Below are 26,554 nucleotides of genomic sequence, written 5' to 3' on the forward strand. Positions count from 1 at the left end.
GGGCAGCACCCACCCCGCCCGGCTGCACCCGGACTGGGTGCTGCCCTACGGCGGCAAGCTCTACTACAACCCCGGCCTCCCGGAGGTCCGCGCCTTCGTCCTCGACGCGATCATGGACGCGGTGCGCCGCTACCCCGTGGACGGCGTCCACTTCGACGACTACTTCTATCCCTATCCGGTCGCGGGCCAGGTCTTCGGCGACGACGCGGCGTACGAGGAGTACGGGGACGGCTTCCCGGACCGGGCGAGCTGGCGCCGCGACAACATCGACCGGCTGGTGCGCGAGCTGGGGGAGCGGGTCCGCAGCACCCGACGCACGGCCCGCTTCGGCGTCAGCCCGTTCGGGGTCTGGCGCAACAAGAGCACCGATCCGACGGGGTCCGACACCCGAGCGGGCGTACAGACGTATGACGATCTCTACGCCGACACGCGGAAGTGGGTCCGCGAGGAGTGGCTGGACTACGTCGTCCCGCAGGTCTACTGGAACATCGGCTTCGCCGCCGCCGACTACGCGAAGCTCGTGCCCTGGTGGGCGCGGACCGTGGACGGCACCCGCGTGCACCTCTACATCGGCGAGGCGCTCTACAAGGCCGGCGACCCGGCCCAGCCGGCACCCTGGCAGAACCCGAAAGAGCTCTCCCGCCACCTCACCTTCGACGCGGGCTACCGGCAGGTGCGCGGCAACGTCTACTTCTCCGCGAAGGAGGTGGCCACGGACCGTACGGGGGCGATGGCGCGGGTGGTGGCCGACCACTATCCGTCACGGGTGCGGCCACCGCGCTGACCGGGCCGGACCCGCGGCCGGTACGGCGCCGGTACGCCGATGGCCGATCGCAGGCGGCGCCCGGAACGGCCTCCGGGCCTAAACTGGCCCCAAGGGCGCGCGGCTCCTCCAGCGGCACGGCTCAGCGCCCGCGACGACTGCGTGCCGGCAAGTCCGGGCGCATCCCGACCATCCGGATGGAGGTCATCTCTGATGGAGGCCCAGAAAGGCGACCGGTTGCTGATGCACGGCAGGGTCGTCGGCCAGCACGACCGGGTTGCCGAGGTCGTCGAAGTACTCGGGGAGAGTGGGACCCCGCCGTACCGCGTCCGCTTCCAGGACGGCCATGAAGCGATCATGTCGCCCGGCCCCGACACCGTCGTACAGCACGAGAAGATGGCGGACGACTGACAGCGGCGTACAGCGACCGACAGCGAGTGACAGAAGGGGCCCGGCGGGGGACCGCCGGGCCCTTGCCGGGCGGGGCGGCTGCGGTGCGCACGGTGCCGGAAATCCGCTCGACGGTCCGGTGACCGTGTGCCAGGCTCCGGCCATGATCGACGGCTACACCATCTCCACCGACCCCGCGCGCCTGGATCGTGACCTGGTCCACCACTGGCTGGCCACGGACGCCTACTGGGCGCTCGGCCGCTCCCGTGAGAAGCAGGACCGGGCGTTCGCCGGTTCGCTGAACTTCGGGGTGTACGAGACGGCTTCGGGCCGCCAGGTCGGGTACGCCCGGGTGGTCACCGACCATGCCACCTTCGCCTGGCTCTGCGACGTCTACATCGACCGCGCCGCGCGCGGCAAGGGGCTGGGCGGCGCGCTGGCCGCCGCCGTCCGCGACCACCTGGCGCCCAGCGGACTGCGCCGGATCATGCTCGCCACGGAGGACGCGCACGGCGTCTACGAGCGGGTCGGCTTCCGGCGGGTCGCGGACACCGAGAAGTGGATGACGCTCGGGGCCCCGGAAGGGACGCTCGGGGCCTCGGAAGGGGCGCTCGGGGCCCCGGAAAGCGCGCAGCCCGCGGTCTCCGGGGCGGAACATCACGCTCCGGCCGCCAATGCCGAACATGCCCCGTAAATATGTGACTTGAAGGGTTCCCGGCGGCGAGAGCGCTCTTACCATCATCGAATGACTGTTCGCCTCACGCTGGTCGCTGCCGGGCGCAGCTCCTCGTTGCTCGAAGCGCGCTTCGACGACGACCGGCCGCTGGACGCGCTGGGGTGGCACGAGGTCGAGCGGGCCGCGCCCGCCCTGAGCCCGCTGGCCGCCGCCGAGCTCCGCTACTGCTCGCCCTCGGCCCGCAGCCGCGAGACCGGCGAGCTCCTCGGCTTCACCCCACTGGTGCAGCCCGCGCTGCGCGACTGCGACATGGGCCGGTGGCGCGGGCGCACGCTGCGCGACGTGGCGGCCGCCGAGCCGCAGGCCGTGGACGCCTGGCTGGGCGATCCGCGCACGGCTCCGCACGGCGGCGAGTCCCTGCTCGCGTTCATCATCCGGGTCGGCAACTGGCTGGACACCCGGCCGGTCGGCGACGGCGGCAGCGCTCTCGCCGTCGCCGACCCCGGCGTGATCCGCGCCGCCCTGATCTACGCCCTCAAGGTCCCGCCGCACGCCTACTGGCGCCTCGACGTCCTCCCGCTCTCCCTCACGGCCCTGCACGGCCACCCGGGCTCCTGGACCCTGGTCCTGTCGTCCTGAGCCCTGCCGTCCTCGGAGCCGCTGTCCGTGCTCAGAGCGTGACGTCGACCGTGAGCGGTGCCGGTCCAGGGCGTTCTTCGGTACGAGCGATCCGTCCCGCCGCGCGGACATCCGCGGCGACCAGGGCGAACGCCTCCAGTGCCGGGGCCGGCCCGGTGAGCACCGCCCCCGCCACCGTCGTCCGCATGGACACCTTCGCGGCGGACTTCGCCCGGCGGACCGCGGTGAGGACCTCCGTCGCCGTGTCGAGCAGCGCGGGGTCCGCGCCGCCCGCGAGCGCGCGCAGCGGGTCCGCCGCCGGCCAGGGCGCGCGGTGCACCGAGCCGGTCGCCCACCACGACCAGACCTCTTCCGTGACGAACGGCAGCACCGGCGCGAAGAGACGCAGGAGGGTGTCCAGCGCGGTGGTGAGCGCGGCCCGGGCCGAGGCCGCCCCGGCCCCCGTACCACCGGCCGCGTCCTCCGCTCCGTACGCCCGGTCCTTCACCAGCTCCAGATAGTCGTCGCAGAAGCGCCAGAAGAACCGTTCCGTGTGCTCCAGGGCGCGGGCCTGGTCGAAGTCCTCGAAGGCGGCGGTGGCTTCCTCGACCGTGGTGGCCAGCCCGGCGAGCAGCGCCCGGTCCAGCGGCTCGGTGACCGGCGTGCCCTCCGGGACCGGCGGGAACCCCAGGACGAACCGGCTCGCGTTGAGAATCTTGGTGGCCAGCCGGCGGCCGATCTTCATCTGGCCGGTGTCGAACGCGGTGTCCGTGCCGGGGCGCCCGCTCGCCGCCCAGTACCGCACCGCGTCGGACCCGTGCTGCGCCAGCAGGTCCAGCGGGGTGACGGTGTTCCCCTTCGACTTCGACATCTTCTTGCGGTCCGGGTCGAGGATCCAGCCGGAGATCGTGGCGTGCCGCCAGGGCAGCGTGCCGTGCTCGGCGTGCGCGCGGACGACGGTGGAGAACAGCCAGGTGCGGATGATCTCGTGCGCCTGCGGCCGCACGTCCATCGGGTAGACCCGCGCGAACAGGTCGGGGTCGGCCGGCCAGCCGGCCGCGATCTGCGGGGTGAGGGAGGAGGTCGCCCAGGTGTCCATGACGTCCGGATCGCCGACGAAGCCGCCCGGGACGCCGCGCTGCGCCTCCGTGTAACCGGGCGGCGCCTCGGTGCTCGGGTCAACGGGCAGCGCCGCGGTGTCCGGGACGAGGGGCTTGTCGTAGTCCGGCGCGCCCGTGCCGTCCAGCGGGTACCAGACCGGGATCGGCACGCCGAAGAACCGCTGCCGGCTGATCAGCCAGTCGCCGTTCAGGCCGCCGACCCAGTTCTCGTACCGGACGCGCATCCGGTCCGGGTGCCAGCGCAGCTCCGCGCCGCGCCGCAGCAGTTCCGCGCGCAGCTCCGGGTCGCGGCCGCCGTTGCGGAGGTACCACTGGCGGGTGGTGACGATCTCCAGCGGCTTGTCGCCCTTCTCGTAGAACTTCACGGGGTGGCTGACCGGACGCGGCTCGCCGATCAGTTCACCGCGCTCCCGGAGCATGGCGACGACGCGCTCGCGGGCGGTGAAGGCGGTGGCCCCGGCCAGCTCGGCGTACGCGGCCCGGGCCCGCTCGCTCTCCAGCGCGGCCGGCGGTTCGGCGGCGAACCGGCCGTCCCAGCCGATGACCGGGCGGGTCGGCAGCGCCAGCTCGCGCCACCACGTGACGTCCGTGGTGTCGCCGAAGGTGCAGATCATGGCGGCGCCGGTGCCCTTCTCCGGGTCGGCGAGCCGGTGCGCGAGGACGGGGACCTCGACGTCGAAGAGCGGGGTGCGGACCGTCTTCCCGAACAGCTCCTGATAGCGGTCGTCGTCCGGATGCGCGACGACCGCGACGCAGGCGGGCAGCAGCTCGGGGCGCGTCGTCTCGACGAGGAGCGGCGCGCCGGCGGCCTCGCCCGTACCCGCGAACGCCAGCCGGTGGTAGGCGGCGGGCCGCTCCCGGTCCTCCAGTTCGGCCTGGGCAACCGCCGTACGGAACGTGACGTCCCACAGCGTGGGCGCTTCGGCCGGGTACGCCTCGCCGCGCGCGAGGTTCCGGAGGAAGGCGTACTGGGAGACCCGCCGTGCCGTCTCCCCGATCGTGCGGTACGTCCGCGTCCAGTCGACCGACAGGCCGAGGCGCCGCCACAGCTCCTCGAAAGCCTGCTCGTCGACGGCGGTCAGCCGCTCGCACAGCTCGATGAAGTTCCGCCGGGAGATGGGTAGTTGACGCTTGCCGGGCTTCTCGGGCGGGGTGAACTCCGGGTCGTACGGCAGCGACGGGTCGCACCGCACCCCGAAGTGATGCTGCACCCGCCGCTCGGTCGGCAGCCCGTTGTCGTCCCACCCCATCGGGTAGAAGACCTCCCGGCCGCGCATCCGCTGGTAGCGGGCGACCGCGTCGGTGTGGGTGTACGAGAAGACATGGCCGATGTGGAGGGAGCCGCTGACCGTGGGCGGCGGGGTGTCGATCGAGAAGACCCGCTCGCGCTCGGCGGACCGGTCGAATACATGGACGCCCGACTCCTCCCACCGGGAGGACCACTTCTCTTCCAGTCCGTCGAGAACGGGCCGCTCGGGAACGCCGCGCGGGCGCTGAGGGAACTGAGGGGGCGTCATGCCCCCTCATGCTAGATACACCCCCGTCGCGCGGCCCGTCATTTTCCCGCTGCCGCCGGTCCCTCAGCCGAGCTGCCGCACCGGCGACCCCGTCACGAACGCCGCGATGTCCTCCACCGCCTGCTGGAAGTACCCCTCGTAGTTCCGCCGCGTCACATAGCCGAGGTGCGGCGTGGCCAGCAGGTTCGGCAGCGACCGGTACGGGTGGCCGGCGGGCAGCGGCTCCTCGTCGAACACATCGACCCCCGCGCCCGCGATCCACCCGCCGCGCAGCGCCTCCGCGAGCGCGTCCTGATCGACGATCGCGGCCCGCGAGGTGTTGACGAGGTACGCCGTCGGCCGCATCCGCCGCAGTTCCGCGGCGCCGAGCAGGCCCCTCGTCCGCTCCCCGAGCACCAGGTGCACGGAGACGAAGTCGCTGCTCTCCAGCAGCTCCTCCTTGCTCGCCAGGCGCCGCACCCCGGCGGCCCGGGCCCGTTCGTCCGTCAGGTTCTCGCTCCACGCCGCCACGTCCATGCCGAACGCCTGCCCGACCGCGGCCACCCGCGTCCCGGTCTTCCCCAGTCCGAGGAGCCCGAGCCGCTGCCCGTACAGATCGGCGCCCACCGTGCTCTGCCACGGCCCGCCCTCCCGCAGCGCGGTGTTCTCCCGGACGAGGCCGCGGGCCAGGCCCAGCAGCAGCGCCCAGGTCAGCTCGACCGGCGGCTCGGAGTTGCTGGCCGTGCCGCACACGGTCACGCCGTGCCGGGCCGCCGCCGCCAGGTCGATCGCGGCGTTGCGCATACCGGAGGTGATCAGCAGCCGCAGCCGGGGCAGCCGCGCGAACAACTCCTCGGGGAACGGGGTGCGTTCCCGCATCACGACGAGGATCTCGCAGTCCCCGACCGCCTCGGCCAGCCGCTCCCGGTCGCCGATGTACTCCCGTACGACGCGTACGTCGACGTCGCCGGCCACCGCGCTCCAGTCGGCCACGGACAGCGCCACGCCCTGGTAGTCGTCGAGCACCGCACACCGCAGCTTCATTCCAGCCTCCCGTCGGACCCGGCCCCCGGCCGGTCGTACCTTGTCGATCTTGCTCCTGGTTGTGTGGAGACTCAACAATATCCCACGACCGGACTCCGTTGATCACGCCACCTGTATCCGCTCAATCCCCTTGGCAGGGTGGGTGGTGAGTCGACGACTCGCCCCGTGAGCGGATCCCTCGGCCACGCGGGGCGTTGTATCTCTACTACAAACGGAGCTCGCTCATGAGTATGGACACCGACAACGTCGTGGTCACCGGCCTGGGCGCCACCACGCCGCTCGGCGGGGACGCCGCGTCGACCTGGAACGCCATGCTGGCCGGGCAGTCCGGCATCGGCCCGCTCGACGAGGAGTGGGCGGCCGCGCTGCCCGGCCGGATCGCGGGCCGGCTCGCGGTCGAACCGGCCGAGGTGCTGGACCGGGTACAGGCCCGCCGCATGGACCGCTGCGAACAGGTGGCGCTCGTCGCGGCGCGCGAGGCGTGGGCCGACGCGGGCACGCCCGAGGTCGACCCGGAGCGGCTGGCCGTGGTGATCGGCACGGGCACCGGCGGCGCGCTCACCATGCTCGGCCAGGACGACGTGCTGGAGGCGTCCGGCGTGCGCCGGGTGTCGCCGCACACCGTCCCCATGCTGATGGCCAACGGCCCGGCCGCCTGGGTCAGCATCGAACTCGGGGCGCGCGGCGGCGCCCACACCCCCGTCAGCGCCTGCGCCTCCGGGGCCGAGGCGATCGCCATGGGCCTGGACCTGATCCGGCTCGGCCGCGCCGACGTGGTCGTCGCGGGCGGCGCCGAGGCGTGTGTCTGCGCGCTGACGATGGCGGGCTTCGCGCAGGCCAGGGCCCACTCGACGCGCAACGACGAGCCGCAGCGGGCGTCCCGCCCCTTCGACGTGGACCGGGACGGCTTCGTCATCGGCGAGGGCGCGGCCGTGGTGGTACTGGAACGCGCGGAGTTCGCCGCCGCCCGGGCGGTCCGCGCCCACGCCACGCTCGCGGGGGCCGGCGTCACCTCGGACGCCTTCCACATCACGGCCGCGCACCCGGAGGGCCAGGTCCGGGCCATGCGCCGGGCGCTGGCCGCGGCCGGGCTCACGCCGCAGGACATCGGGCTCGTGCACGCCCACGCGACCTCCACGCCCAAGGGCGACCTCGCCGAGGCGCAGTCGGTCTCCGAGGCGATCGGCACCCACCCGGCCGTCACCGCGACCAAGTCGATGACCGGTCACCTCTTCGGCGCGGCGGGCTCCCTCGGCGCGCTCGCGACGATCCTCGCGGTACGCGACGGCGTCGTGCCCGCCACCGCGAATGTCGACACGCTCGACCCGGAGGTGAAGCTCGACGTCGTCACCGGCGCCCCGCGCCGGACCGCCGTCCCGGCCGCCCTCACCAACTCCTTCGGCTTCGGCGGCCACAACGCGTCGCTGGTCTTCACGCCGGCGCCCTGAGCCCCGGCACCGGCCCCCATTTTTGTCGTCGCCTCCGGGGCCCCCGGTGACCAAGAATGGCGGCCATGACGACCAGTACCCCCACGACCCGTACCGCCACCGCCTCCGCCTCCTGGCGCACCCGTCCCGAGGCGCCGGGTGACGCCGCCGCCGTCCGGCAGGTCAACCTCGCCGCGTTCCCCCTCGCCGAGGAGGCCGATCTTGTCGACGCGTTGCGTGCCGACCGGGAGGCGTGGCTCGACGGCCTGTCGTGGGTGGCGGAGACCCCGGACGGCACGGTGGCCGCGTACGCGCTGCTCAGCCGCTGCCACATCGCCGGGCAGCCCGCGCTGGCGCTCGGCCCGTGCGCGGTGCTGCCCGCGCACCAGAGCCGAGGGGCGGGCTCCGCGGTCATCCGCGCCGCGCTCGACGCCGCGCGGGCGCGGGGCGAGCGCCTCGTGGTGGTGCTCGGGCATCCCGATTACTACCCACGGTTCGGGTTCCGCCCGGCCTCCCGCTGGGGCATCAGCGCCCCGATGGAGGTCCCCGACGAGGCGATGATGGCCCTCCCGCTGGACGCGCCCGACGCGGAGCCCGCACGGCCGGTTCCCGCCGGGGTCATCCAGTACGCGGCCGCCTTCGGCCTCTAGAGGGGCTGCTGGAGGGGGCTGCCGGGGCTATGAGGGCTGTTGGGACGGTGCTGCTCCTGGACCTTCCCCCACGAGCCCGGTGAGCACCCGGCGCATCGTCCGCTCGAACAGGACCTGCGGGTCCTCCGCCGGGCCGGCTCCGGGCCGTTCCGCCAGGGCGGCCGCGAGATGCGGATGCTCTCCCCGGGCAGCCGCCGCGCTCAGATAGGCGGCCTGTGCCGCCCGGCGGCCGGTGTCCGCGCCGGCGGCCTGGAGCTCCGTCCGGGCGAACTGCGCGACCAGGGCGTTCATCAGCGCGACGACCTCCAGCCCGGTCCCGCCCGGCAGCCCGGCGGGTGCCATCGCGCGCAGTGCGTACTCCAGGTAGTCCAGCCCCCGAGGGCCCAGCCGGAGCGGTTCCGGCGGGATGTCCGCCAGCCAGGGGTGCCGCAGCTGGACGGCCTTGGTGCGGGCTGCCAGGGCGGCCAGGTCCGCGACGGGATCACCGCTGAGCGGGACGTCGAGGTCGATCTCTCCCGTCACCGCGTCCGTCATCAGGTCGAGCAGATCCGCCCGGCCGGCGAGGTAGCGGTACAGGGATGCCTGGCCGGTGCCCAGCGCCTTGGCCACCTGCCGCATCGACACCGCCGACAGGCCGCTGCGGTCCGCCAGCTCGACGGCGACGGCGGCCAGCTCGGCGCGGCTGTGCACCGCCGCCGGGCCGCGGGTGCCGCGTTCGGGCCGCGCCCAGACGGTCACCGGTTCCCGGTCCACTCCTCCACCCGCTTCCTCCCGTTCCCATGGTGCGTCCCCTATCCTAGAAACTGCGAACATCGATCGCAGTTATGGGAGGTTCTCGTGTCCTCATCGCCGACGAGTCCGTGGGGCCCGGTCCAATGGGCCGAGAACGGCCCGGTGCGACTGGCTTTCGACCGGCTGGCCGAAGGGGCCGACGGCGAGCCGCTGCTGCTGGTCACGGGCCTGGGTGTCAACCGGCTGTGGGTCCCCGAGGGGCTGTGCCGGCTGCTGGCCGCGCGGGGCTTCGCGGTGGCCCGGTACGACCAGCGCGACGGCGGGGAGTCGACCCACCTGCCGCCCGCCGCCGCGGGCAACCCCCTCTCCGCGCTGTTCGGCAGGCGCGGCGAGGCGTACACCGCCGAGGACATGGCGGACGACGCCGTCGCCGTCATGGACGCTCTGGGGTGGCCGTCGGCGCACCTGCTGGGCGTCTCGCTCGGTGGCGCCGTCGCGCAACGCGTGGCGCTGCGCCACCCGGACCGGGTCCGGACGCTCACCACCATGGCCGCCGTCCCCGCGGACGTCTCCGGGCTGCGGACCCTGCGGTACATACGGACGCGGACGCTGGCGAGGTTCGCCCGTCTGCGGTTCCCCGATACGCGTGAAGGGGCCGTCGCGGCCGGTCTCGCCGTCTCCCGGCTCCTCGCCTCGCCGCACCGCCCCTTCGACGAGCGGGCCGCCCGGGAGGCCGCCGAGCGCAACGCCGACAGCGGCTTGCGCGACCGGCAGGCCCAGAGCCGCCAGATCGGCGCCCAGTGGCACGGCCCGCCCATCAGCGCCGTCGACCGCCCCACGCTCGTCCTCCACGGCGCGGACGACCCCCTGATCAAGCCCGCCGCGGGCCGGGCGATCGCCTCCCGGATCCGCGAGGCGCGCCTGCTCCTGCTGCCCGGAGTCGGCCATGAACTCCCGGAGCACGCGTGGGACACCCTTGCCGCCGAAATCCGCGGGCTGGCGGACGCCTCCCGCCACTCACCCCCACCACCCGCATACGGCGTTGCATAAACGTGCCATAGTCCGTATAGTCATGCCATCAATGAGGAGGGTTCGATGACTGTACGAGCGGCGGTGGCCGGGGCCAGCGGATATGCGGGCGGGGAAGTCCTGCGTCTCCTGCTGGCGCACCCCGAGGTCGAGATCGGGGCGCTGACCGGAAACTCCAACGCGGGTCAGCGACTCGGGGCGCTCCAGCCGCACCTGCTGCCACTGGCGGACCGGGTGCTGGAGCCGACCACCACCGAGGTGCTGGCCGGGCACGACGTCGTCTTTCTCGCGCTGCCGCACGGGCAGTCGGCGGCCGTGGCCGAGGAGCTGGGCCCGGACGTGCTGGTCGTGGACTGCGGCGCCGACTTCCGGCTGAAGGACGCGGGGGACTGGGAGAAGTACTACGGCTCCCCGCACGCCGGTACCTGGCCGTACGGCCTCCCCGAGCTTCCCGGGGCGCGCGCCGCGCTGGAGGGGTCCAAGCGCATCGCCGTCCCGGGGTGTTACCCGACCGCCGTCTCGCTCGCGCTGTTCCCGGCGTACGCGGCGGGGCTGGCCGAGCCGGAGGCCGTGATCGTCGCGGCGTCCGGCACGTCGGGCGCGGGCAAGGCGGCCAAGCCGCATCTGCTCGGCTCCGAGGTCATGGGGTCGATGAGCCCGTACGGCGTCGGCGGCGTGCACCGGCACACCCCGGAGATGATCCAGAACCTCAGCGCCGCGGCCGGCGAGCCGGTCAGCGTGTCCTTCACGCCGACCCTCGCGCCCATGCCCCGCGGCATCCTCGCGACCTGCACGGCCAAGGCGAAGCCGGGGCTGACGGGGGAGGACCTGCGGGCCGCGTACGAGAAGGCGTTCGGCGACGAGCCCTTCGTACAGCTGCTGCCCGAGGGGCAGTGGCCGGCCACCGCGGCCGTGTACGGGTCGAACGCGGTGCAGCTCCAGGTCGCGTACGACGCGGCCGCCGGGCGGATCATCGTGATCTGCGCGCTCGACAACCTCGCGAAGGGTACGGCCGGTGGCGCCGTACAGAGCATGAACATCGCCCTCGGGCTCCCCGAGGACACGGGACTTTCCACGATCGGAGTCGCGCCGTGACGGTTACGGCAGCCAAGGGATTCACGGCAGCGGGCATCGCCGCCGGGATCAAGGAGAACGGGAACGCGGACCTCGCCCTCGTGGTGAACACCGGTCCGCGACTGGCCGCCGCCGGCGTCTTCACCGCCAACCGCGTCAAGGCGGCGCCGGTGCTGTGGTCCCAGCAGGTCCTCAAGGCCGGGCAGGTCAGCGCGGTCGTGCTGAACTCCGGCGGGGCGAACGCCTGCACCGGGCCGAAGGGGTTCCAGGACACCCACGCGACCGCCGAGAAGGTCGCCGAGGTGCTGGGGCAGAACGCCGGCGAGGTCGCGGTCTGCTCGACCGGGCTGATCGGCGAGCTGCTGCCGATGGACAAGGTGCTGCCGGGCATCGAGAAGGCGGCCGGTGAGCTGAGCGCGCACGGCGGCGAGAAGGCCGCCATCGCCATCAAGACCACCGACAGCGTGCACAAGACCGCGTTCGCGGAGCGCGACGGCTGGGTCGTCGGCGGCATGGCCAAGGGCGCGGGGATGCTCGCGCCGGGCCTGGCCACGATGCTCGTCGTACTGACGACGGACGCCGATGTCCCGGCCGAGGAGCTGGACACGGCGCTGCGGGCCGCCACCCGCACGACCTTCGACCGGGTCGACTCCGACGGCTGCATGTCGACCAACGACACCGTGCTGCTGCTCGCCTCGGGCGCCTCCGGCGTGACCCCGCAGGCCGCGGAGTTCGCGGCCGCCGTCACCGAGGTCTGCGACGACCTCGCACGGCAGCTCATCGGCGACGCCGAGGGCGCCAGCAAGGACATCCGTATCGAGGTGATCAACGCCGCGACGGAGGACGACGCCGTCGAGGTCGGCCGGTCCATCGCCCGGAACAACCTCCTGAAGTGCGCCATTCATGGTGAGGACCCGAACTGGGGCCGGGTGCTGTCCGCCATCGGCACCACCTCCGCCGCCTTCGAGCCGGACGAGCTGAACGTCGCGATCAACGGCGTGTGGGTCTGCAAGAACGGCTCGGTCGGCGAGGACCGCGACCTGGTCGACATGCGGTACCGGGAGGTCCGGATCACCGCCGACCTCGCCGCCGGCACCGAGTCCGCGGTCATCTGGGCCAACGACCTCACCGCCGATTACGTCCACGAGAACAGCGCGTACTCGTCATGAGCGAACCGACCACCGCACGCAAGCACACCGCGCTGCCCAAGGCCCGCATCCTCATCGAGGCGCTGCCCTGGCTCACCCGCCACCACGGCAAGACCGTCGTCATCAAGTTCGGCGGCAACGCCATGATCGACGAGGAGCTGAAGGCCGCCTTCGCGCAGGACGTGGTGTTCCTGCGGCACGCCGGGCTCCGCCCGGTCGTCGTGCACGGCGGCGGCCCGCAGATCAGCAAGCAGCTCGCCACGCTGGGCATCGAGTCCGAGTTCAAGGCCGGACTGCGGGTCACCACGCCCGAGGCCATGGACGTCGTACGGATGGTGCTCGCCGGGCAGGTCCAGCGCGAGCTGGTCGGGCTGCTCAACCAGCACGGGCCGCTCGCCGTCGGCATGACCGGCGAGGACGCCCACCTGATGACCGCCACCAAGCACTACGCGGACATCGACGGCGAGCGGGTGGACATCGGCCGGGTCGGCGAGATCTCCGCCATCGACCCGGGCGCGGTCCAGGCCCTGCTGGACGACGGCCGCATCCCGGTGATCTCGTCGATCGCCCGGAGCGCCGACGACGGACACGTGTACAACGTGAACGCCGACACCGCGGCCGCCGCGCTCGCCGCCGCGCTGAACGCCGAGACCCTGATGGTCCTCACCGACGTCGAGGGCCTCTACGAGGACTGGCCCAACAGCGACGAGGTCATCTCCCGGCTCACCGCCAAGCAGCTGGAGAAGCTGCTGCCGGATCTCGCGAGCGGCATGGTGCCCAAGATGCAGGGCTGCCTGCACGCCGTACGCAACGGAGTGCACAACGCCCGGGTGCTCGACGGGCGGGTCCAGCACTCGATCCTGCTGGAAATCTTCACGGACGAAGGCATCGGCACGATGGTCGTGCCGGATGCGGACGAGGACGACGAGGGGGCGGCATGACGAACGGCGTGAGCAACAAGAGCCTCACGGAGCGCTGGCAGGGCGCCATGATGGACAACTTCGGCACGCCCCGCATCCCGCTGGTGCGCGGCGAGGGCGCCAAGGTCTGGGACGCCGACGGCGCCGAGTACCTCGACTTCCTCGGCGGCATCGCGGTCAACGCGCTCGGCCACGCCCACCCGGCCGTCGTCCGCGCCGTCTCCGACCAGGTCGCCACCCTCGGCCATGTCTCGAACTTCTTCGTCGCCGAGCCGACCGTCGCGCTCGCCGAGCGGCTGCTGCAGATCGCCGGCGGCCGTCCGGGCCGGGTGTACTTCTCCAACTCCGGCGCCGAGGCCAACGAGGCCGCCTTCAAGATCGGCCGGCTGACCGGCCGCACCCACATCGTCTCCACCGCCGGCGGGTTCCACGGCCGGACCATGGGATCCCTCGCGCTGACGGGCCAGCCCGCCAAGCAGGACCCGTTCCGGCCGCTGCCCGGCGACGTGACGTACGTCCCGTACGGCGACACCGAGGCGCTGCGGGAAGCCGTTACCACCGAGACCGCCTTTGTGATCCTGGAGCCGGTGCAGGGCGAGAACGGCGTCATCGTGCCCCCGGCCGGGTACCTCCAGGCGGCCCGCGAGATCACCGCGGCCACCGGCACCCTGCTCGTCCTGGACGAGATCCAGACCGGCATCGGCCGGACCGGGCACTGGCTGGAGGCGCAGTCCCAGGGCGTCGAGGCGGACATCGTCACGCTCGCCAAGGGGCTGGGCGGCGGGCTGCCGATCGGCGCGACCCTCGCGTACGGGAAGGCCGCCGAGCTGCTCACGCCCGGCGCGCACGGCTCCACCTTCAGCGGAAACCCGGTCGTCTGCGCCGCCGCGCTGGCCGTTCTGGACACCATCGAGGCGGACGGGCTGCTCGACCACGTGAAGCGGGCCGGGGAGCGGCTGCGGGACGGGATCGGGGCGCTGGAGCACCCGCTGGTCGGCTCGGTCCGCGGCGCGGGCCTGCTGCTGGGTATCGTCTTGACGGGGCCGCACGCGCCGAAGGTGCAGCAGGCCGCTCAGGACGCTGGTCTTCTGGTGAACGCCTGTGTGCCGGACGTGGTCCGGCTCGCGCCGCCGCTGATCGTCTCCGACGCTGAGGTGGACACGTTCCTCCAGAAGCTCCCCGGCGTCCTGGACGCGGCCGCGGACGCGGCCGACGGGGAACGACGATCCGGAGACTGAGCAGAACGATGACCGAGGCGCAGGACAACGATTCGCTGCACGGCCCTGCCGTACCGCAGACACGGACCGCCCGGCACCGCCGGATCGTGGACATCCTCAACCGCGAGCCGGTCAGGTCCCAGAGCCAGCTGGCCAAGCTGCTGGCCGACGACGGGCTGAGCGTCACCCAGGCGACGCTCTCCCGGGACCTGGACGAGCTGGGCGCGGTGAAGATCCGCAACACCAACGGCGAGCTGATCTACGCGGTACCGAGCGAGGGCGGCTTCCGCACCCCCAAGGCGCCGCTGGGCGAGTCCGCCAAGGAGGAGCGGATGCGCCGCCTCTCCAGCGAGCTGCTGATCTCGGCAGAGGCGTCGGCGAACCTGGTGGTGCTGCGTACGCCGCCCGGTGCGGCGCAGTTCCTGGCCTCGGCCATCGACCAGGCCGAGCTGCACGTCATCCTCGGCACCATCGCCGGTGACGACACGCTGCTGCTGATCAGCCGCGACCCGGACGGCGGCCAGGCGCTCGCCGACCACCTGCTGCGGCTGGCACAGCGCAACGGCTGAGCCCGGTACGCCACGGCCCGCTCCCCCCGGGGAGCGGGCCGTACGCGTGTCAGGAGGCCGGCAGTGGCGTCAGGAGGCCGGCAGCGGCGGCAGCGGCAGGGGCAGCCCCGGCAGCCCGTCGATGCTCTGCGCGATGTACTCCTTCTTCCGGAAGTACGCGTCCAGGCTCTCGTCCGTCTCGCGCGCGAACCGCGAGCGGTGCAGCTCCCGGTCCTCGTCGTACGTCATGAACGGCACGCCGTAGCCGCAGGTGTCACGGATCAGCTCGGCGGTGACCACGATGATCGCGCGCAGGCCGTGCGCGGACCCGTCGATGTCCGGGAAGTGCGCGAGCAGTTCCTCCCACCGCGGGTCGTCGCGGAATACGGGCTCACCCCTGCCGTGTACGCGGACGATGTTCGGCGGGCCCTCGAAGGCGCACCACATCAGCGTGATGCGGCCGTTCTCCCGCAGGTGCGCGACGGTTTCGGCGTTGCTGCCGGCGAAGTCGAGGTACGCGACGGTGTGCTCGTCGAGGACCGCGAACGAGCCCGACAGGCCCTTGGGCGAGAGATTGACCGTGCCGTCCCCCGAGAGCGGCGCGGTCGCGGTGAAGAAGATCTTCTGCGCCTCGATGAAGGTGCGCAGTCTGCCGTCGATACGTTCATGAACTTTCCCCATACGCAGCAGTATCCGCCCGGCGGATCGGTGTTGGGGCGGCCGGGGTCTTTCGCTCCGGAAACGCCTGTCACCGGAGGCTCTCCAAAACCTCCCGGCCGTGGCAGAGTGTGCCGGACACCCGTCCGGGTGGCGGCGATCAGATCCGCACATCCGACGGCGAGCCGGACGAGGAGGCAGCGGCATGGACCGGCGGATGCGCCACGCGGCCGCCCTGCGGGCACTGCTCGCGGTCTTCGCGCTCGTCGTCAGCGGACTGACCCCCACCGCCACGGCCGCGACGACGGCCCCGTACGCGGACCGTGCGTCGTACGTCTCCATGAACCCGGAGGGCCCGCCGCACGCGCACGACGGTTCGGCGCACCCCACGCACCTGCCCGCCGTCCTCCGTACCAGCGGCCGCACCGCGCCGGCCGAACAGCACGTGGCCCACCCGGCACCGGGTCTCGGCCCGGCCGGCCGCTACACCGCCCGGCCGCGGGCCCTGGCCTGGCTGCCGGTGCGCCGGGACACCACCGACGGGCACCAGTTCTCGGCGGGCCTCCGGCCGGCCCGCGCCCCGCCGCTCTCCAGCAGGTAACACGTCCCACCACGGCACCCCTGACCCGGCCACCGGCCGCGGGGGGCGTTCGCCGTGCTTCCCGCCGCGCTGCCGTACGCACCGGCCGCGGCGTTCCCCACCGTGCCCGCACGCCCGCGCGTGCCCGCACGGATCTCCGCCGCGCCCGTACGCAACGAGTCGCGCGGCACCGCCTGCTGGAGGCCCCTTCCCATGAAACGTGCTTCGAGGCTGCGCGCGCTCCTCGCGCTCGCCGTCCTCGCCCTGTCGCTCTACCTCTCCCTCACCCAGACCCCGCGCCTCGGACTCGACCTGCGCGGCGGCACCCAGATCGTCCTGGAGACCCGGGACTCGCCCACCACGAAGGCCGACCGCGCGGCCACGGAACGCACACTCGAAGTACTCCGCCGCCGCGTCGACGGCCTCGGCGTCTCCGAGCCGAACCTCGCCCGCTCCGGCGAGCACCGCATCGTCGTCGAACTCCCCGGCGTCCAGGACCCCCGCGAGGCCGCCGAGGTCCTCGGCCGCACCGCCCAGCTCACCTTCCACCCCGTACTCGGCGCGGACCCGCAGGGCCCCGGGAGCCACGGCCCCAAGGACAAGCGCACCCTGCGCGACGAGTCCGGGCAGCCGCTGCGCGTCGGCCCGGCCGCCCTCACCGGCGAACAGGTCGACGGTGCCGAGGCCGGCTTCGACGCCGAGCGCGGCAGCGGCTGGTACGTCACCGTCGACCTGCGCGGCAGCGGCGAGCAGAAATGGGCGGAGCTCACCGGTGACGCCGCCTGCAAGCCGATCGGCGACCCGGCCCGCCGCGCCGCCATCGTCCTCGACGACAAGGTCATCTCCTCCCCGCAGGTCAACGAGTCGGTGGCCTGCGGCACCGGCATCACCGGCGGCTCCACCCAGATCACCGGCAACTTCACCCAGCAGGAGGCCCAGGACCTCGCGCTGCTCATCAAGGGCGGCGCGCTGCCCGTACCGGTCGAGCTGATCGAACAGCGGACCGTCGGGCCGACGCTGGGCGCCGACGCCATCGAGGCCAGCGCCGAGGCCGCGGTCATCGGCGTCACCCTCACCGCGCTCTTCATCACCGTCGTCTACCGGCTGCTCGGCGTCCTCGCCGCGCTGGCCCTGGGCTGTTACGCGCTGATCTCCTACGCCGCACTGCTGGCACTCGGCGCCACCCTCACCCTCCCGGGCCTGGCCGGCTTCGTGCTGGCCATCGGAATGGCGGTGGACGCCAACGTCCTCGTATTCGAACGCGCCAGGGAGGAGTACGCGGCGGGCCGCAAGAAGAAGCGGCGCGGCGGCGCGGACAACGGCGCGCGGCCGAACATCCGCACCGCCCTGACCGCCGGCTTCCGCAACGCCTTCAGCGCCGTCGCGGACTCCAACATCACCACCCTCCTCGCCGCCGGACTGCTGTTCTTCTTCGCCTCCGGGCCGGTACGCGGCTTCGGCGTCACCCTCTCCATCGGCGTCCTCGCCTCGATGATCAGCGCCCTGGTCGTCACCCGGGTCCTCGCCGAATTCGCCCTCGACCGGGACCTCGTACGGGCGGCACCACGCCTCACCGGACTGGCCGACGAGGGCCGGGTCCGCATCTGGCTCACCCGCCGCGCGCCCGACCTGATGCGCCACCGGCGCCGCTGGCTCGCCGCCTCCGCGCTCGTCCTCGCCCTGGCCGCCGGCGGCATCGGGCTGCGCGGCCTGGACTTCGGCGTGGAGTTCACCGGCGGCCGGATGGTCGAGTACGCCACCGCCACTCAGGTGGACCCCGGAGCGGCACGCAAGGCACTCGCAGAGGCCGGCTTCCCGCGCGCCGTGGTCAACTCCTCGGGCGAGGGCGACCTCACCGTACGCACCGAGAAGCTGACCGCCGCGCAGGAGAGCGAGGTCCGCAGGACCGTCGCCGGACTGGGCGGGAAGACCGAGAAGGTACGGGACGAACTGATCGGACCGAGCCTGGGGGACGAGCTGCGCCGCAACGCGCTGATCGCCCTCGGCGTGGCACTGCTCGCCCAGCTCGGCTACCTGGCGGCCCGCTTCCGCTGGACCTTCGGGACCTCCGCGGTCGCCGCGATGGCCCACGACGTGCTGATCCTGGTCGGCGTCTTCGCCTGGCTCGGCAAGCCCGTCGACGGGGTGTTCCTGGCGGCGCTGCTCACCGTCATCGGGTACTCCGTCAACGACTCCGTCGTGGTCTTCGACCGGGTACGCGAACTGTGGGGCGCGAACCGCAAGGCGCCGTTCGACCGGGTCGCCAACTCCGCGATCCTGCAGACCCTGCCGCGCACGGTGAACACGGGCATCGGCGCCGTGCTGATCCTGGCCGCGCTGGCGCTGCTGGGCGGTGACACGCTCACCGACTTCGCGGTGGCGCTGCTGATCGGCATCGGCGTCGGCACGTACTCGTCGCTGTTCACGGCGATGCCGCTGGCGATCTCGCTGGAGGCCCGCAGTACGGCACCGCCGCCCCGCCCGGTCGGGCGGGGCAGGTCCGCGCTGTCGGCGCCCGGGCCCCGGCGCCGCGCGGGGGCCCGGCGGCCAGATGACTCGGGGGCGGTGGTCTGACGGACGGGGGGTGCGGGCCGTATCCGGTACGGCCCGCATCCCCGGTCAGGCGCGGGGAGCCCTCGCCTCCGCCTCCGTCTGCGCCTCCGACGCCGACACCGCGGTGGCTCCCGTACTGGGCAGGTCGACGGGCGTCTCTTCGGGCGCCTCGGCCGCGGCCCCGCCCGGCCCCCGCTTCCGGTACGCGCGCACCCCGTACGCCGCGAGCACCACCACGAGCGTGACCGCGCTGGCCGCGAAGTCCATACGGGTGGACGGCAGTACGGCCATCGTGACGATCACGACCGCCATCGCGGCCACCGTGAACCAGCTCAGGTAGGGGTACCACCACATCTTCAGCTGGAGGGAGCCCGGGTCCTCGCGCTCCAGACGGCGGCGCAGCCGCAGCTGGGAGAGGGCGACGAGCAGGTACACGAAGAGGGCCACGGCACCGTAGGAGTGCACGATGAAGGAGAAGACCGCGTCCGGCGAGACATACGCGATGATCACTGAGACATAGCCGAGGGTGGTCGCGAGGAGGATCGCGCGGCGCGGCACGCCCCGCTTGCTGAGCTTCGTCAGGCCGCGCGGCGCGTCGCCGTTCCTGGTGAGCGCGAAGACGATGCGGGAGGCGCTGTAGAGCCCGGCGTTCAGCGAGGAGAGCACGGCGACCAGGACGAGGATCCGCATCAGGGTGCCGGCGGCGGGGATGCCGATCTCCTGGAGCGCGGCGACGTACGGGCCGTCCGCCACCCCCGGCTTGTTCCACGGCACGATCGCGATGACCAGGAAGATCGAGCCGACGTAGAAGAGCAGCACGCGCAGCACGACGGAGTTGGTGGCCTTGGCGACGTTGCGGCGCGGCTCGCTGGACTCCGAGGCGGCCAGCGCGGCGATCTCGGCGCCGGTGAAGAAGCCGACGGCCGGAATGACGGCGGCGAGCACCGGGCCGATGCCGTGCGGCGCGAATCCCTGGTGCGCGGTCAGGTTCGAGACGTCCGCTTCATGGGCCCCCGGCCACAGCCCGAGGACGAATACCAGGCCGAGGACGAGAAATACGGTGATGGCGGCGACCTTGATGGAGGAGAACCAGTACTCGAACTCCCCGAAGGACTTCACCGAGAACATGTTGACCCCGGTGAGGATGACCATCAGGCAGAGGCTGATGACCCACAGCGGAATACCGGGCAGCCAGGCGTGCAGCTGGCTCGCGCCGGCCACCGCCTCCAGCGCCACGACATTCACCCAGAAATACCAGTAGAGCCAGCCGATGGTGAATCCGCCCCAATTGCCCAGGGCGAGCCGTGCGTATGCGTAGAAGGAGCCCACCGAGGGGCGGGCCACCGCCATTTCGCCCAGCATCCGCATGACCAGAATGACCAGCCCGCCGGCCAGCAGGAACGAGATGATGGCGGCCGGCCCGGCGTCCTCGATGACCACGCCGCTGCCGACGAACAGCCCCGCGCCGATGACTCCGCCGAGGGCGATGAGCTGCATATGGCGCTGTTTCAGTTCGCTGCGCAGACCTGAGTTTTCGGTGGTTTCGGTGTCTTTCTCTCCCACGGGGACCCCATTCCTTGGGTAATCGGCATTGTCGGGGATGATGGCCGCCCGGTGAACTCCGGAGAAAGCGCCAGAAACCAGCGATATCGCGGTACCAGAGGGGAGCCTAGAACGCGCGCATGACGCGCGTGTTGCACCGGCATTGCATGATGATCGTTTTCGGGTACGCCAAGGAAGGCGGGCGTGTCCGCACCGCCTCCCTTGCCCGGCCCACCGCGTGTCCCCACCGCCCCCTTCGGGTAACCCCCTGTTGGGGGGACGGGGGTGTTCGAGCCGCCCCGTATACGCGTCGGCGTCGAGGGCACGGGCGTGTCGCCGCGAGCGTGTCCGCGCCGCCCCCTTCGGGTAACCCCCTGTTGGGGGGACGAGGTTGTTCGAGCCGTCCCGTATACGCGGCGTCCGCGTCAGCCCAGTACGCTCCGCTGCACGTCCGCGATCATTACGTCCACGCCCGAGAGCAGCTCGCCGAGCACCTCGCGGTCGGCCACCAGCGGGGGCGAGATCATCAGCATCGTCGCGCCCCGGTCGTCGGGGCGCAGGATGACGCCCGTGCGCTTGAAGGCGGTCGGCAGGACCTCGCGGAGTACCTTCGTCGACTCCTCCTCGGTCAGCTCGCGGCCGGTCTCGCTGTCGGCCATCAGCTCCACCGCGTAGAAGAAGCCCATGCCGCGCACGTCCTTCACGACGCGGTAGCGGTCCTTGAGGGTCTCCAGCCCGGCACGCAGCTCGGGCCCGAGGGTGCGGACGTTGCCGAGGACGTTCTCGTCCCGCATCGCGGTGATGTTGGCGACCGCGACCGCGGTGGAGACCGGGTGGCCGCCCCACGTCGCGCCGTGCGTGAACGTACCGCCCTTCGGCGACTCGAACAGGCCGCGGACCAGCGGCTCCCGGACGATCATGCCGCCCAGCGGCGCGTATCCGGACGTGGACCCCTTGGCGAAGGTGATCATGTCCGGTACGACCCCGAAGTACCCGCTGCCGAACCATTCGCCCAGTCGCCCGAAGGAGCAGATGACCTCGTCGGCGACGAGCAGCACGCCGTACTTGTCGCAGATCCGGCGCAGTTCGCGCCAGTAGCCGTCCGGCGGTACCAGCGCACCGCGGCCGTTCTGCACCGGCTCCGCGAAGACCGCGGCGACCGTCTCCGGGCCCTCCTCGACGATGGCCTGCTCGATGGCGCGGACGCAGTCCAGCTGGTCCGCCGGGCCGCAGTCGCCCGTGAAGCCGAGGGTGTTGGGGACGTGCCGGATCCCGGGGAGGAGGGGGAGGAACGGGTCGCGGATCTTCGGAAGGCCGGTCACCGACAGGGCGCCGAGCGTCACCCCGTGGTACGCCATGTTCCGGCTGATGATCTTCGTGCGCTCCGGCGCGCCCTGGCTCTTGTGGTACTGCCGGGCGAATTTGATCGCCGTCTCCACGGCCTCCGAACCGGAGTTGACGAACCAGGTGACGCTCAGGTCGCCGGGCGCCAGGTCGGCTATGAGGCTCGCCGCCTCGACGGCCGGCGGGTGTGCCGCGCCCCAGTTCGTGGAGTACGGCAGCGTCTCCATCTGCTTCGTGGCGGCGGTCACGATGTCGCCGCGGCCGTGGCCCATGTTGACGCAGAACAGCCCGGCCAGGCCGTCCAGGAAGCGGCGCCCCTGCTCGTCGTAGAGGTGGCAGCCCTCGCTGCGGACGAAGACCGGCAGGCCCTCGTCCTGCCAGACGTCGTTGCGGGTGAAGTGCTGGCCGAGGTGGGCCTGCGCCTTGGCGCGGAGGGAGGAGTCGGTGCTCACGGTGATCCTTCCGGAAGGGGGGCGAGTGGGGCGGATGTACGGTCCGGGCCCGCGCCGCGGTCGGGCGGGCCCGGCGCGTGCCTCAGACGAGGACCTCGTCGACGTCGACGTACTTCAGGTCGTGCGCCTCGGCCACCGGCTGGTAGGTGAGCTGGCCGCCCACCACGTTGATGCCGCGCTTGACGGCAGGGTCGGCTTCGGCGGCGGCCGCGAGGCCGTTGTTTGCGATGGCCAGGACGTACGGCAGGGTCACGTTGGTCAGCGCGTACGTGGAGGTGTTCGGGACCGCGCCCGGCATGTTCGCGACGCAGTAGAAGACCGAGTCGTGGACCTGGTACGTCGGGTCGGCGTGGGTGGTCGGACGGGAGTCCTCGAAGCAGCCGCCCTGGTCGATGGCGATGTCGACCAGTACCGAGCCCTCCTTCATCCGGGAGACCAGGTCGTTGCTGATCAGCTTGGGGGCGCGGGCGCCGGGCACCAGCACCGCGCCGACGACCAGGTCGGCCTCCAGGACGGCCCGCTCCAGCTCGAAGGCGTTGGAGGCGACAGTCCGGATCCGGCCCTGGTACATCCGGTCGGCGGCGCGCAGCTTCTCGATGTTCAGGTCGAGCAGCGTGACGTCGGCCCACATGCCGGTGGCCACGGCCACCGCGTTCATGCCGGAGACGCCGGCGCCGACGACCACGACCTTGGCGGGGGAGGTGCCGGAGACCCCGCCCATCAGCACGCCGCGGCCGCCTGCCGCGCGCATCAGGTGGTACGCGCCGACCTGCGGCGCGAGCCGGCCCGCCACCTCCGACATCGGGAAGAGCAGCGGCAGCGAGCCGTCGGCGGGCTGCACCGTCTCGTACGCGACGCCGGTGATCCCGGACTCCAGCATCGCCTGCGTGCACTCCTTGGAGGCCGCGAGGTGCAGATACGTGAAGAGCAGCTGCCCCTCGCGCATCCGGTGGTACTCCTCGGCGACCGGCTCCTTGACCTTCAGGATCATGTCGGCGGTGGCCCATACCTGATCGGCGTCCCGCAGGAGGGTGGCACCGGCCGCTGCGTACTCGGCGTCCGGGATCGAGGAGCCGGCGCCGGCGCCCTCCTCGATGTACACGGAGTGGCCGTGGCGGACCAGCTCGTGGACGCCCGAGGGGGTGATGGCCACCCGGTACTCGTGGTTCTTGATCTCGCGCGGGATTCCGATCTTCACGAAGAACTCCCATCGGTAGGGGCGGGCGCGGGCAGGGCGCCCGGTGACATGCGGTGTCCGGGGCGGCGGCGCTCCGTCGTGATGCGTGGTGGCGTTCGTGGTGCCGTGATGCGTTGTGGCGCTAGCGTGCGGGGCCAACTGGTCCGGGCGTAAGCGCCAGTTCCCCGGCTTCTGATGGGTCCAGGGCTGGGAGCCCGGAAACCGACCGGGCCGGGCAATTTCTCCTGTCCGACCTCTTGGGCGGGGGGCCGGACGCGGTTACGATCCCGTCAGCTGGCACCCCACGACAAGGCGAATCCGGTCAATCCGATGGGGGCAGTACCGCCTCCGCACGCCGGTCGGCGCCGCCCGCCCGCACGCGTCGGTGCAGCACGTTCCCCCGCCACCGCCATCGCAGGAGGCAGGCATTCCACGCACACTGATCGACATCGACCGGGACTCCGCCGAACCGCTGTACCGGCAGATCCGCAAGGCCATCGAGCACGGCATAGCGGTCGGCACCATCGACGCCAGCAGCAGGCTGCCCTCGTCCCGCGAACTCGCCCGTGAGCTGGGCCTTTCCCGTAACACCGTGAACGCCGCGTACCAGGAGCTGGTCGCCGAGGGCTTCGTCGAGAGCCGGGTGCGGCAGGGCATCTTCGTCAACCGCGACATGCGGCCGTACTGCGCCGCCGAGCAGCGCCCCGCGCACGAGCCCTTCGACTGGACCTCACGGCTGCGCGGCCACCCCGAGGACACCCTCCCGCACATCGAGAAGCGCGCCGACTGGGCGGAGTATCCGTACCCCTTCCTCGCCGGCCAGGTCGACCTGCGGGCCTTCCCCGCCCGCGACTGGTCCCGCGCGCTCAACGAGGCCCTCTACCAGCCGCACGCCCGCTACAGCCTCCAGGACAGCATCGCCTTCGACGACCCGCTGCTGGTCGAGATGGTCTGCAGCCGCCTCCTCCCGGCCCGCGGCGTCGAGGCCACCCCCGAGGAGGTCCTGGTCACCGTCGGCTCCCAGCAGGGCCTGGACCTGCTCACCCGCGCCCTCCTGGGCACCGGCTCGGTCGTCGCCGTCGAGGACCCCGGTTACCTCGACGCCCGCCACATCTTCGTCCGCGCCGGCGCCCGCCTGATGCCGCTCCCCGTGACCGCCGCCGGGCTCACCCCGCCGCCCACCCTCGCGGGCGTCGACCTGCTGCACGTCACCCCCAGTCACCATCACCCCACCAACGTCACGCTCGGCATCGGCCGCCGCCGCGAACTGCTCAACCTCGTCCGCGAGAGCGGCACGGTCATCGTCGAGGACGACTACGACAGCGAGTTCCGCTACCAGGGCAGCCCGACCCCGGCCCTGAAGGGCCTGGACACCACCGACCAGGTCGTCTACCTCGGTACCTTCTCCAAGTTCCTGGCCCCGGGCCTGCGCCTGGGCTACCTCGTCGGCGCCAAGGAACTGGTCCGCGAACTCCGCGACCTGCGCCGCTACTCGGTCCGCCACCCCTCGGGCCACACCCAGCGCGCACTGGCCCTCCTGATCCAGTCCGGCGAGTACCACCGCGCCGTCCGCCGCTACCGCGGCCAGCTCATGCGCAAATGGGAAGCCGCCTGCACGGCCGTCAACACCCACCTCCCGTGGCACACGACGCCCTCACCGGGCGGGGTGAGCCTGTGGATGACAGGGCCGGAGCAGCTCGACTGCCGGCGCTTGGTGGAGCGCGCCCAGCGGCACGGCGTCCTCATCGAGCGCGGCGACATCTACCACCTCGGCGAGGAACCGCCGCTGAACCACTTCCGCATCGGCTTCGCCGCGCCGCCGCTGCACGCCATCGACCCGGGCATCCGGATCCTCGGCCGCCTGGTGGAGCGCCAGCTGGCGGGCCAGTAGCGCAAGCTAGCGGGCCAGTAGCCCCAGTACCTCGCGGAAGATGCCGTTCCCGGTGTCGGCCGCGAGGTCCAGGACGCGGGAACGGCGGTAGTACGGGCTCAGGTCCAGGCCCACGCCGATGCCGTGGATCTCCGTGTCGGCTCCGTGCCGGGCCACCACGTCGCGGAGGTGGTGGTCGAGGTAGTGGCGGTCGTTGGTGAGATGGGTCGCGGTGTCCATGGGGCTGCCGTCGGAGAGGACGAGGAGCAGCCTGCGGGACTCGGGGCGGTCCGCGGCCCGGGCGCAGGCCCATTCCACCGCCTCGCCGTCGATGCCCTCGCGGAAGAGGTCGGGCTTGAGGAGGGCCGCGATGTCGCGACGGGCGCGGCGCCAGGGGGTGGCCGCGTCCTTGAAGACGAGGTGGGAGCGTTCGTTGAGGCGGCCGGGGTGGGGCGGGCGGCCGGCCCGCAGCCAGTCGCGGCGGGCCCGGCCGCCGTTCCAGGCGCCGGTGGTGAAGCCGAGGATCTCGCAGGCCGCGCCCGCCTGGTCCAGGGCGCGGGCGAACACGTCCACCAGCATCGCCACGGACTCGGCGTACTCCTTCATCGAGCCCGAGCAGTCGATGAGGAAGGTGACCAGCGCGTCGGCCACCGGGGCGGTGCGTTCGGTACGGAAGAGCCGCCGTTCGGTGGGCGAGGCGATCAGCTGGGTGAGGCGGCGGCCGTCGATGTGGCCGGCCTCCTGGCCGCCGTCCCAGCCGTCCCGGGCCGGGACGGCAAGCAGCAACTGCAGTTCGCGGGCGAGGCGGGGGATGTTGACGCCCTGCGCGGCGATCCGGCGGTCCAGGCGGTCGCGGTACTCGTGCAGCAGCTCGGCCCTGACGCGCGCGGCGGCGGGGCCCTCGCGGTCGTAGGCGGTGGTGAAGACGCGGTAGCCGCCGGGGTCGTCGGCCAGGACGCGGCTGCGCCCCGACGCGGCGGTGGCGGTCTCCTCGACGGACTCGGAGTCGAGGTCGAGGAGGGCGGTGAAGGGGGAGAGGCCGTCCTCGGGAGGGTCTTCCGCGTCATCCTTCGTGGCCGGTCCGTCGGCCGTCGCGAGCAGGCCGGCGACCGCGCGGGCCAGGGACAGTGCGTGCGGCGCGAAGGCGCGCTGGTCGGCGCGGTGCCGGCGCAGCGCGGCCAGGTCGTGGCCGGTCAGCGGGGCGAGCGCGGCGCGGGTGGCCTCGATGGGCTCCTCCGCGTGTGCGGGGACCGGCTCGCCGGTGATCCGGGCGCGCGCGACGTGCGCGACGGTGAAGAGCAGCAGGCCGTGCGCCGTCTCGGTGAGGCCGGACGCCTCGCACGCGCGGGACCAGCGGACGAAGCGGTGCCGGAGGTTGGTGCGTACGCCGGGCAGCGGTCCGTCCGTGCCCGCGCCCGCCTCCGTACGGAACTGCTCCAGCAGCTCGAAGACCAGGCGCGCCGCCGGATCATCCGTGGGGCACACCTCGGCGTGCAGGCGGGGGTCCGAGCCGCGCAGCCGCAGCG

General features: G+C 72.7%; 22 protein-coding genes and 1 pseudogene. 15 read left to right on the plus strand and 8 right to left on the minus strand.

The genetic code is table 11. The annotated features are described in order from the left end of the window. The 4 genes and pseudogenes from CCS38_RS14910 to CCS38_RS14925 all read left to right on the plus strand — a co-directional run. Window positions 1-784, plus strand: a 784-nt coding sequence (locus CCS38_RS14910; RefSeq protein WP_223733746.1) for a glycoside hydrolase family 10-like protein, incomplete at its 5' end; no start/stop codon positions are given. A gap of 192 nt (window positions 785-976) precedes the next feature. Beyond that, the gene (locus CCS38_RS14915) at window positions 977-1,174 is read left to right on the plus strand and encodes a DUF1918 domain-containing protein (RefSeq protein ID WP_223733747.1); all 198 of its coding nucleotides are present in this window, start codon (window positions 977-979) and stop codon (window positions 1,172-1,174) included. Between the two features lie 142 nt (window positions 1,175-1,316). Further along, window positions 1,317-1,727, plus strand: a pseudogene (locus tag CCS38_RS14920) (GNAT family N-acetyltransferase); the annotation flags it as partial. Window positions 1,728-1,898: 171 nt separating this feature from the next. Further along, on the plus strand, window positions 1,899-2,468 hold the full coding sequence (locus CCS38_RS14925; RefSeq protein ID WP_223733749.1) for a histidine phosphatase family protein: 570 nt from the start codon (window positions 1,899-1,901) through the stop codon (window positions 2,466-2,468). 31 nt (window positions 2,469-2,499) lie between these two features. Here CCS38_RS14925 and valS read toward each other — a convergent pair whose 3' ends face one another. Next, window positions 2,500-5,085: a valine--tRNA ligase gene (gene valS, locus CCS38_RS14930; protein WP_223733750.1), complete on the minus strand. Its 2,586-nt coding sequence runs from the start codon at window positions 5,083-5,085 to the stop codon at window positions 2,500-2,502. 63 nt (window positions 5,086-5,148) lie between these two features. Continuing rightward, the gene (locus CCS38_RS14935) at window positions 5,149-6,108 is read right to left on the minus strand and encodes a D-2-hydroxyacid dehydrogenase family protein (RefSeq protein ID WP_223733751.1); all 960 of its coding nucleotides are present in this window, start codon (window positions 6,106-6,108) and stop codon (window positions 5,149-5,151) included. Between the two features lie 224 nt (window positions 6,109-6,332). Between CCS38_RS14935 and CCS38_RS14940 the strand changes: the two genes are divergently transcribed. Both CCS38_RS14940 and CCS38_RS14945 read left to right on the plus strand, forming a co-directional pair. Then, window positions 6,333-7,556 (plus strand): beta-ketoacyl-[acyl-carrier-protein] synthase family protein, encoded by a 1,224-nt coding sequence (locus CCS38_RS14940; RefSeq protein WP_223733752.1) that lies wholly within the window; start codon window positions 6,333-6,335, stop codon window positions 7,554-7,556. A gap of 65 nt (window positions 7,557-7,621) precedes the next feature. Continuing rightward, window positions 7,622-8,185, plus strand: a complete 564-nt coding sequence (locus CCS38_RS14945; protein ID WP_223733753.1) for a GNAT family N-acetyltransferase — start codon at window positions 7,622-7,624, stop codon at window positions 8,183-8,185. Window positions 8,186-8,212: 27 nt separating this feature from the next. On the opposite strand, the gene CCS38_RS14950 is transcribed toward CCS38_RS14945, so the two are convergent. Then, window positions 8,213-8,938 carry a TetR/AcrR family transcriptional regulator gene (locus tag CCS38_RS14950; protein WP_223733754.1) on the minus strand — a complete coding sequence of 242 codons (726 nt, stop codon included), beginning with the start codon at window positions 8,936-8,938 and terminating at the stop codon, window positions 8,213-8,215. An 84-nt stretch (window positions 8,939-9,022) separates the two neighbouring features. Here CCS38_RS14950 and CCS38_RS14955 point away from each other — a divergent pair, with 84 nt between their 5' ends. The 6 genes from CCS38_RS14955 to CCS38_RS14980 are packed head-to-tail and all read left to right on the plus strand — an operon-like array spanning window position 9,023 to window position 14,874. After that, window positions 9,023-9,967, plus strand: a complete 945-nt coding sequence (locus tag CCS38_RS14955; protein ID WP_223733755.1) for an alpha/beta fold hydrolase — start codon at window positions 9,023-9,025, stop codon at window positions 9,965-9,967. A gap of 45 nt (window positions 9,968-10,012) precedes the next feature. Beyond that, on the plus strand, window positions 10,013-11,041 hold the full coding sequence (argC, locus tag CCS38_RS14960) for an N-acetyl-gamma-glutamyl-phosphate reductase (protein WP_223733756.1): 1,029 nt from the start codon (window positions 10,013-10,015) through the stop codon (window positions 11,039-11,041). Next, complete coding sequence (gene argJ, locus CCS38_RS14965; protein WP_223733757.1) at window positions 11,038-12,189, plus strand: bifunctional glutamate N-acetyltransferase/amino-acid acetyltransferase ArgJ; 1,152 nt, start codon at window positions 11,038-11,040, stop codon at window positions 12,187-12,189. The genes argC and argJ overlap by 4 nt, the downstream gene beginning before the upstream one ends. Then, the gene (gene argB, locus CCS38_RS14970; protein ID WP_030251872.1) at window positions 12,186-13,109 is read left to right on the plus strand and encodes an acetylglutamate kinase; all 924 of its coding nucleotides are present in this window, start codon (window positions 12,186-12,188) and stop codon (window positions 13,107-13,109) included. Before argJ ends, argB begins: the two co-directional genes overlap by 4 nt. Then, complete coding sequence (locus CCS38_RS14975; RefSeq protein ID WP_223733758.1) at window positions 13,106-14,326, plus strand: acetylornithine transaminase; 1,221 nt, start codon at window positions 13,106-13,108, stop codon at window positions 14,324-14,326. The genes argB and CCS38_RS14975 overlap by 4 nt, the downstream gene beginning before the upstream one ends. Window positions 14,327-14,334: 8 nt before the next feature. Then, a complete protein-coding gene (locus CCS38_RS14980) occupies window positions 14,335-14,874 on the plus strand; it encodes an arginine repressor (RefSeq protein ID WP_223733759.1) in 540 nt (179 codons plus the stop codon). A 69-nt stretch (window positions 14,875-14,943) separates the two neighbouring features. On the opposite strand, the gene CCS38_RS14985 is transcribed toward CCS38_RS14980, so the two are convergent. Further along, window positions 14,944-15,534: a pyridoxamine 5'-phosphate oxidase family protein gene (locus CCS38_RS14985; protein WP_223733760.1), complete on the minus strand. Its 591-nt coding sequence runs from the start codon at window positions 15,532-15,534 to the stop codon at window positions 14,944-14,946. A gap of 181 nt (window positions 15,535-15,715) precedes the next feature. Here CCS38_RS14985 and CCS38_RS14990 point away from each other — a divergent pair, with 181 nt between their 5' ends. Both CCS38_RS14990 and secD read left to right on the plus strand, forming a co-directional pair. Further along, a complete protein-coding gene (locus tag CCS38_RS14990) occupies window positions 15,716-16,111 on the plus strand; it encodes a hypothetical protein (RefSeq protein ID WP_223733761.1) in 396 nt (131 codons plus the stop codon). A gap of 192 nt (window positions 16,112-16,303) precedes the next feature. Then, entirely contained in the window at window positions 16,304-18,664 is a 2,361-nt protein-coding gene (gene secD, locus CCS38_RS14995) for a protein translocase subunit SecD (RefSeq protein WP_223733762.1), read from the plus strand. Window positions 18,665-18,709: 45 nt separating this feature from the next. Here secD and CCS38_RS15000 read toward each other — a convergent pair whose 3' ends face one another. The 3 genes from CCS38_RS15000 to ald all read right to left on the minus strand — a co-directional run bounded on the left by CCS38_RS15000 (window position 18,710) and on the right by ald (window position 23,179). Then, on the minus strand, window positions 18,710-20,206 hold the full coding sequence (locus CCS38_RS15000) for an amino acid permease (RefSeq protein ID WP_223733763.1): 1,497 nt from the start codon (window positions 20,204-20,206) through the stop codon (window positions 18,710-18,712). 404 nt (window positions 20,207-20,610) lie between these two features. After that, complete coding sequence (locus tag CCS38_RS15005) at window positions 20,611-21,981, minus strand: aspartate aminotransferase family protein (protein WP_223733764.1); 1,371 nt, start codon at window positions 21,979-21,981, stop codon at window positions 20,611-20,613. Between the two features lie 82 nt (window positions 21,982-22,063). Further along, window positions 22,064-23,179, minus strand: coding sequence for an alanine dehydrogenase (ald, locus tag CCS38_RS15010; protein WP_223733765.1), 1,116 nt, complete (start codon window positions 23,177-23,179; stop codon window positions 22,064-22,066). 364 nt (window positions 23,180-23,543) lie between these two features. Here ald and pdxR point away from each other — a divergent pair, with 364 nt between their 5' ends. Continuing rightward, window positions 23,544-25,049 (plus strand): MocR-like pyridoxine biosynthesis transcription factor PdxR, encoded by a 1,506-nt coding sequence (pdxR, locus tag CCS38_RS15015; RefSeq protein WP_223733766.1) that lies wholly within the window; start codon window positions 23,544-23,546, stop codon window positions 25,047-25,049. Between the two features lie 6 nt (window positions 25,050-25,055). Here the strand turns inward: pdxR and CCS38_RS15020 are convergent. Further along, window positions 25,056-26,554: cobaltochelatase CobT-related protein (locus CCS38_RS15020; protein WP_223733767.1), on the minus strand; the 1,499-nt coding region annotated here is incomplete at its 5' end.

It is taken from the genome of Streptomyces purpurogeneiscleroticus (assembly GCF_020024005.1).
Lineage (GTDB): Bacteria > Actinomycetota > Actinomycetes > Streptomycetales > Streptomycetaceae > Streptomyces > Streptomyces purpurogeneiscleroticus.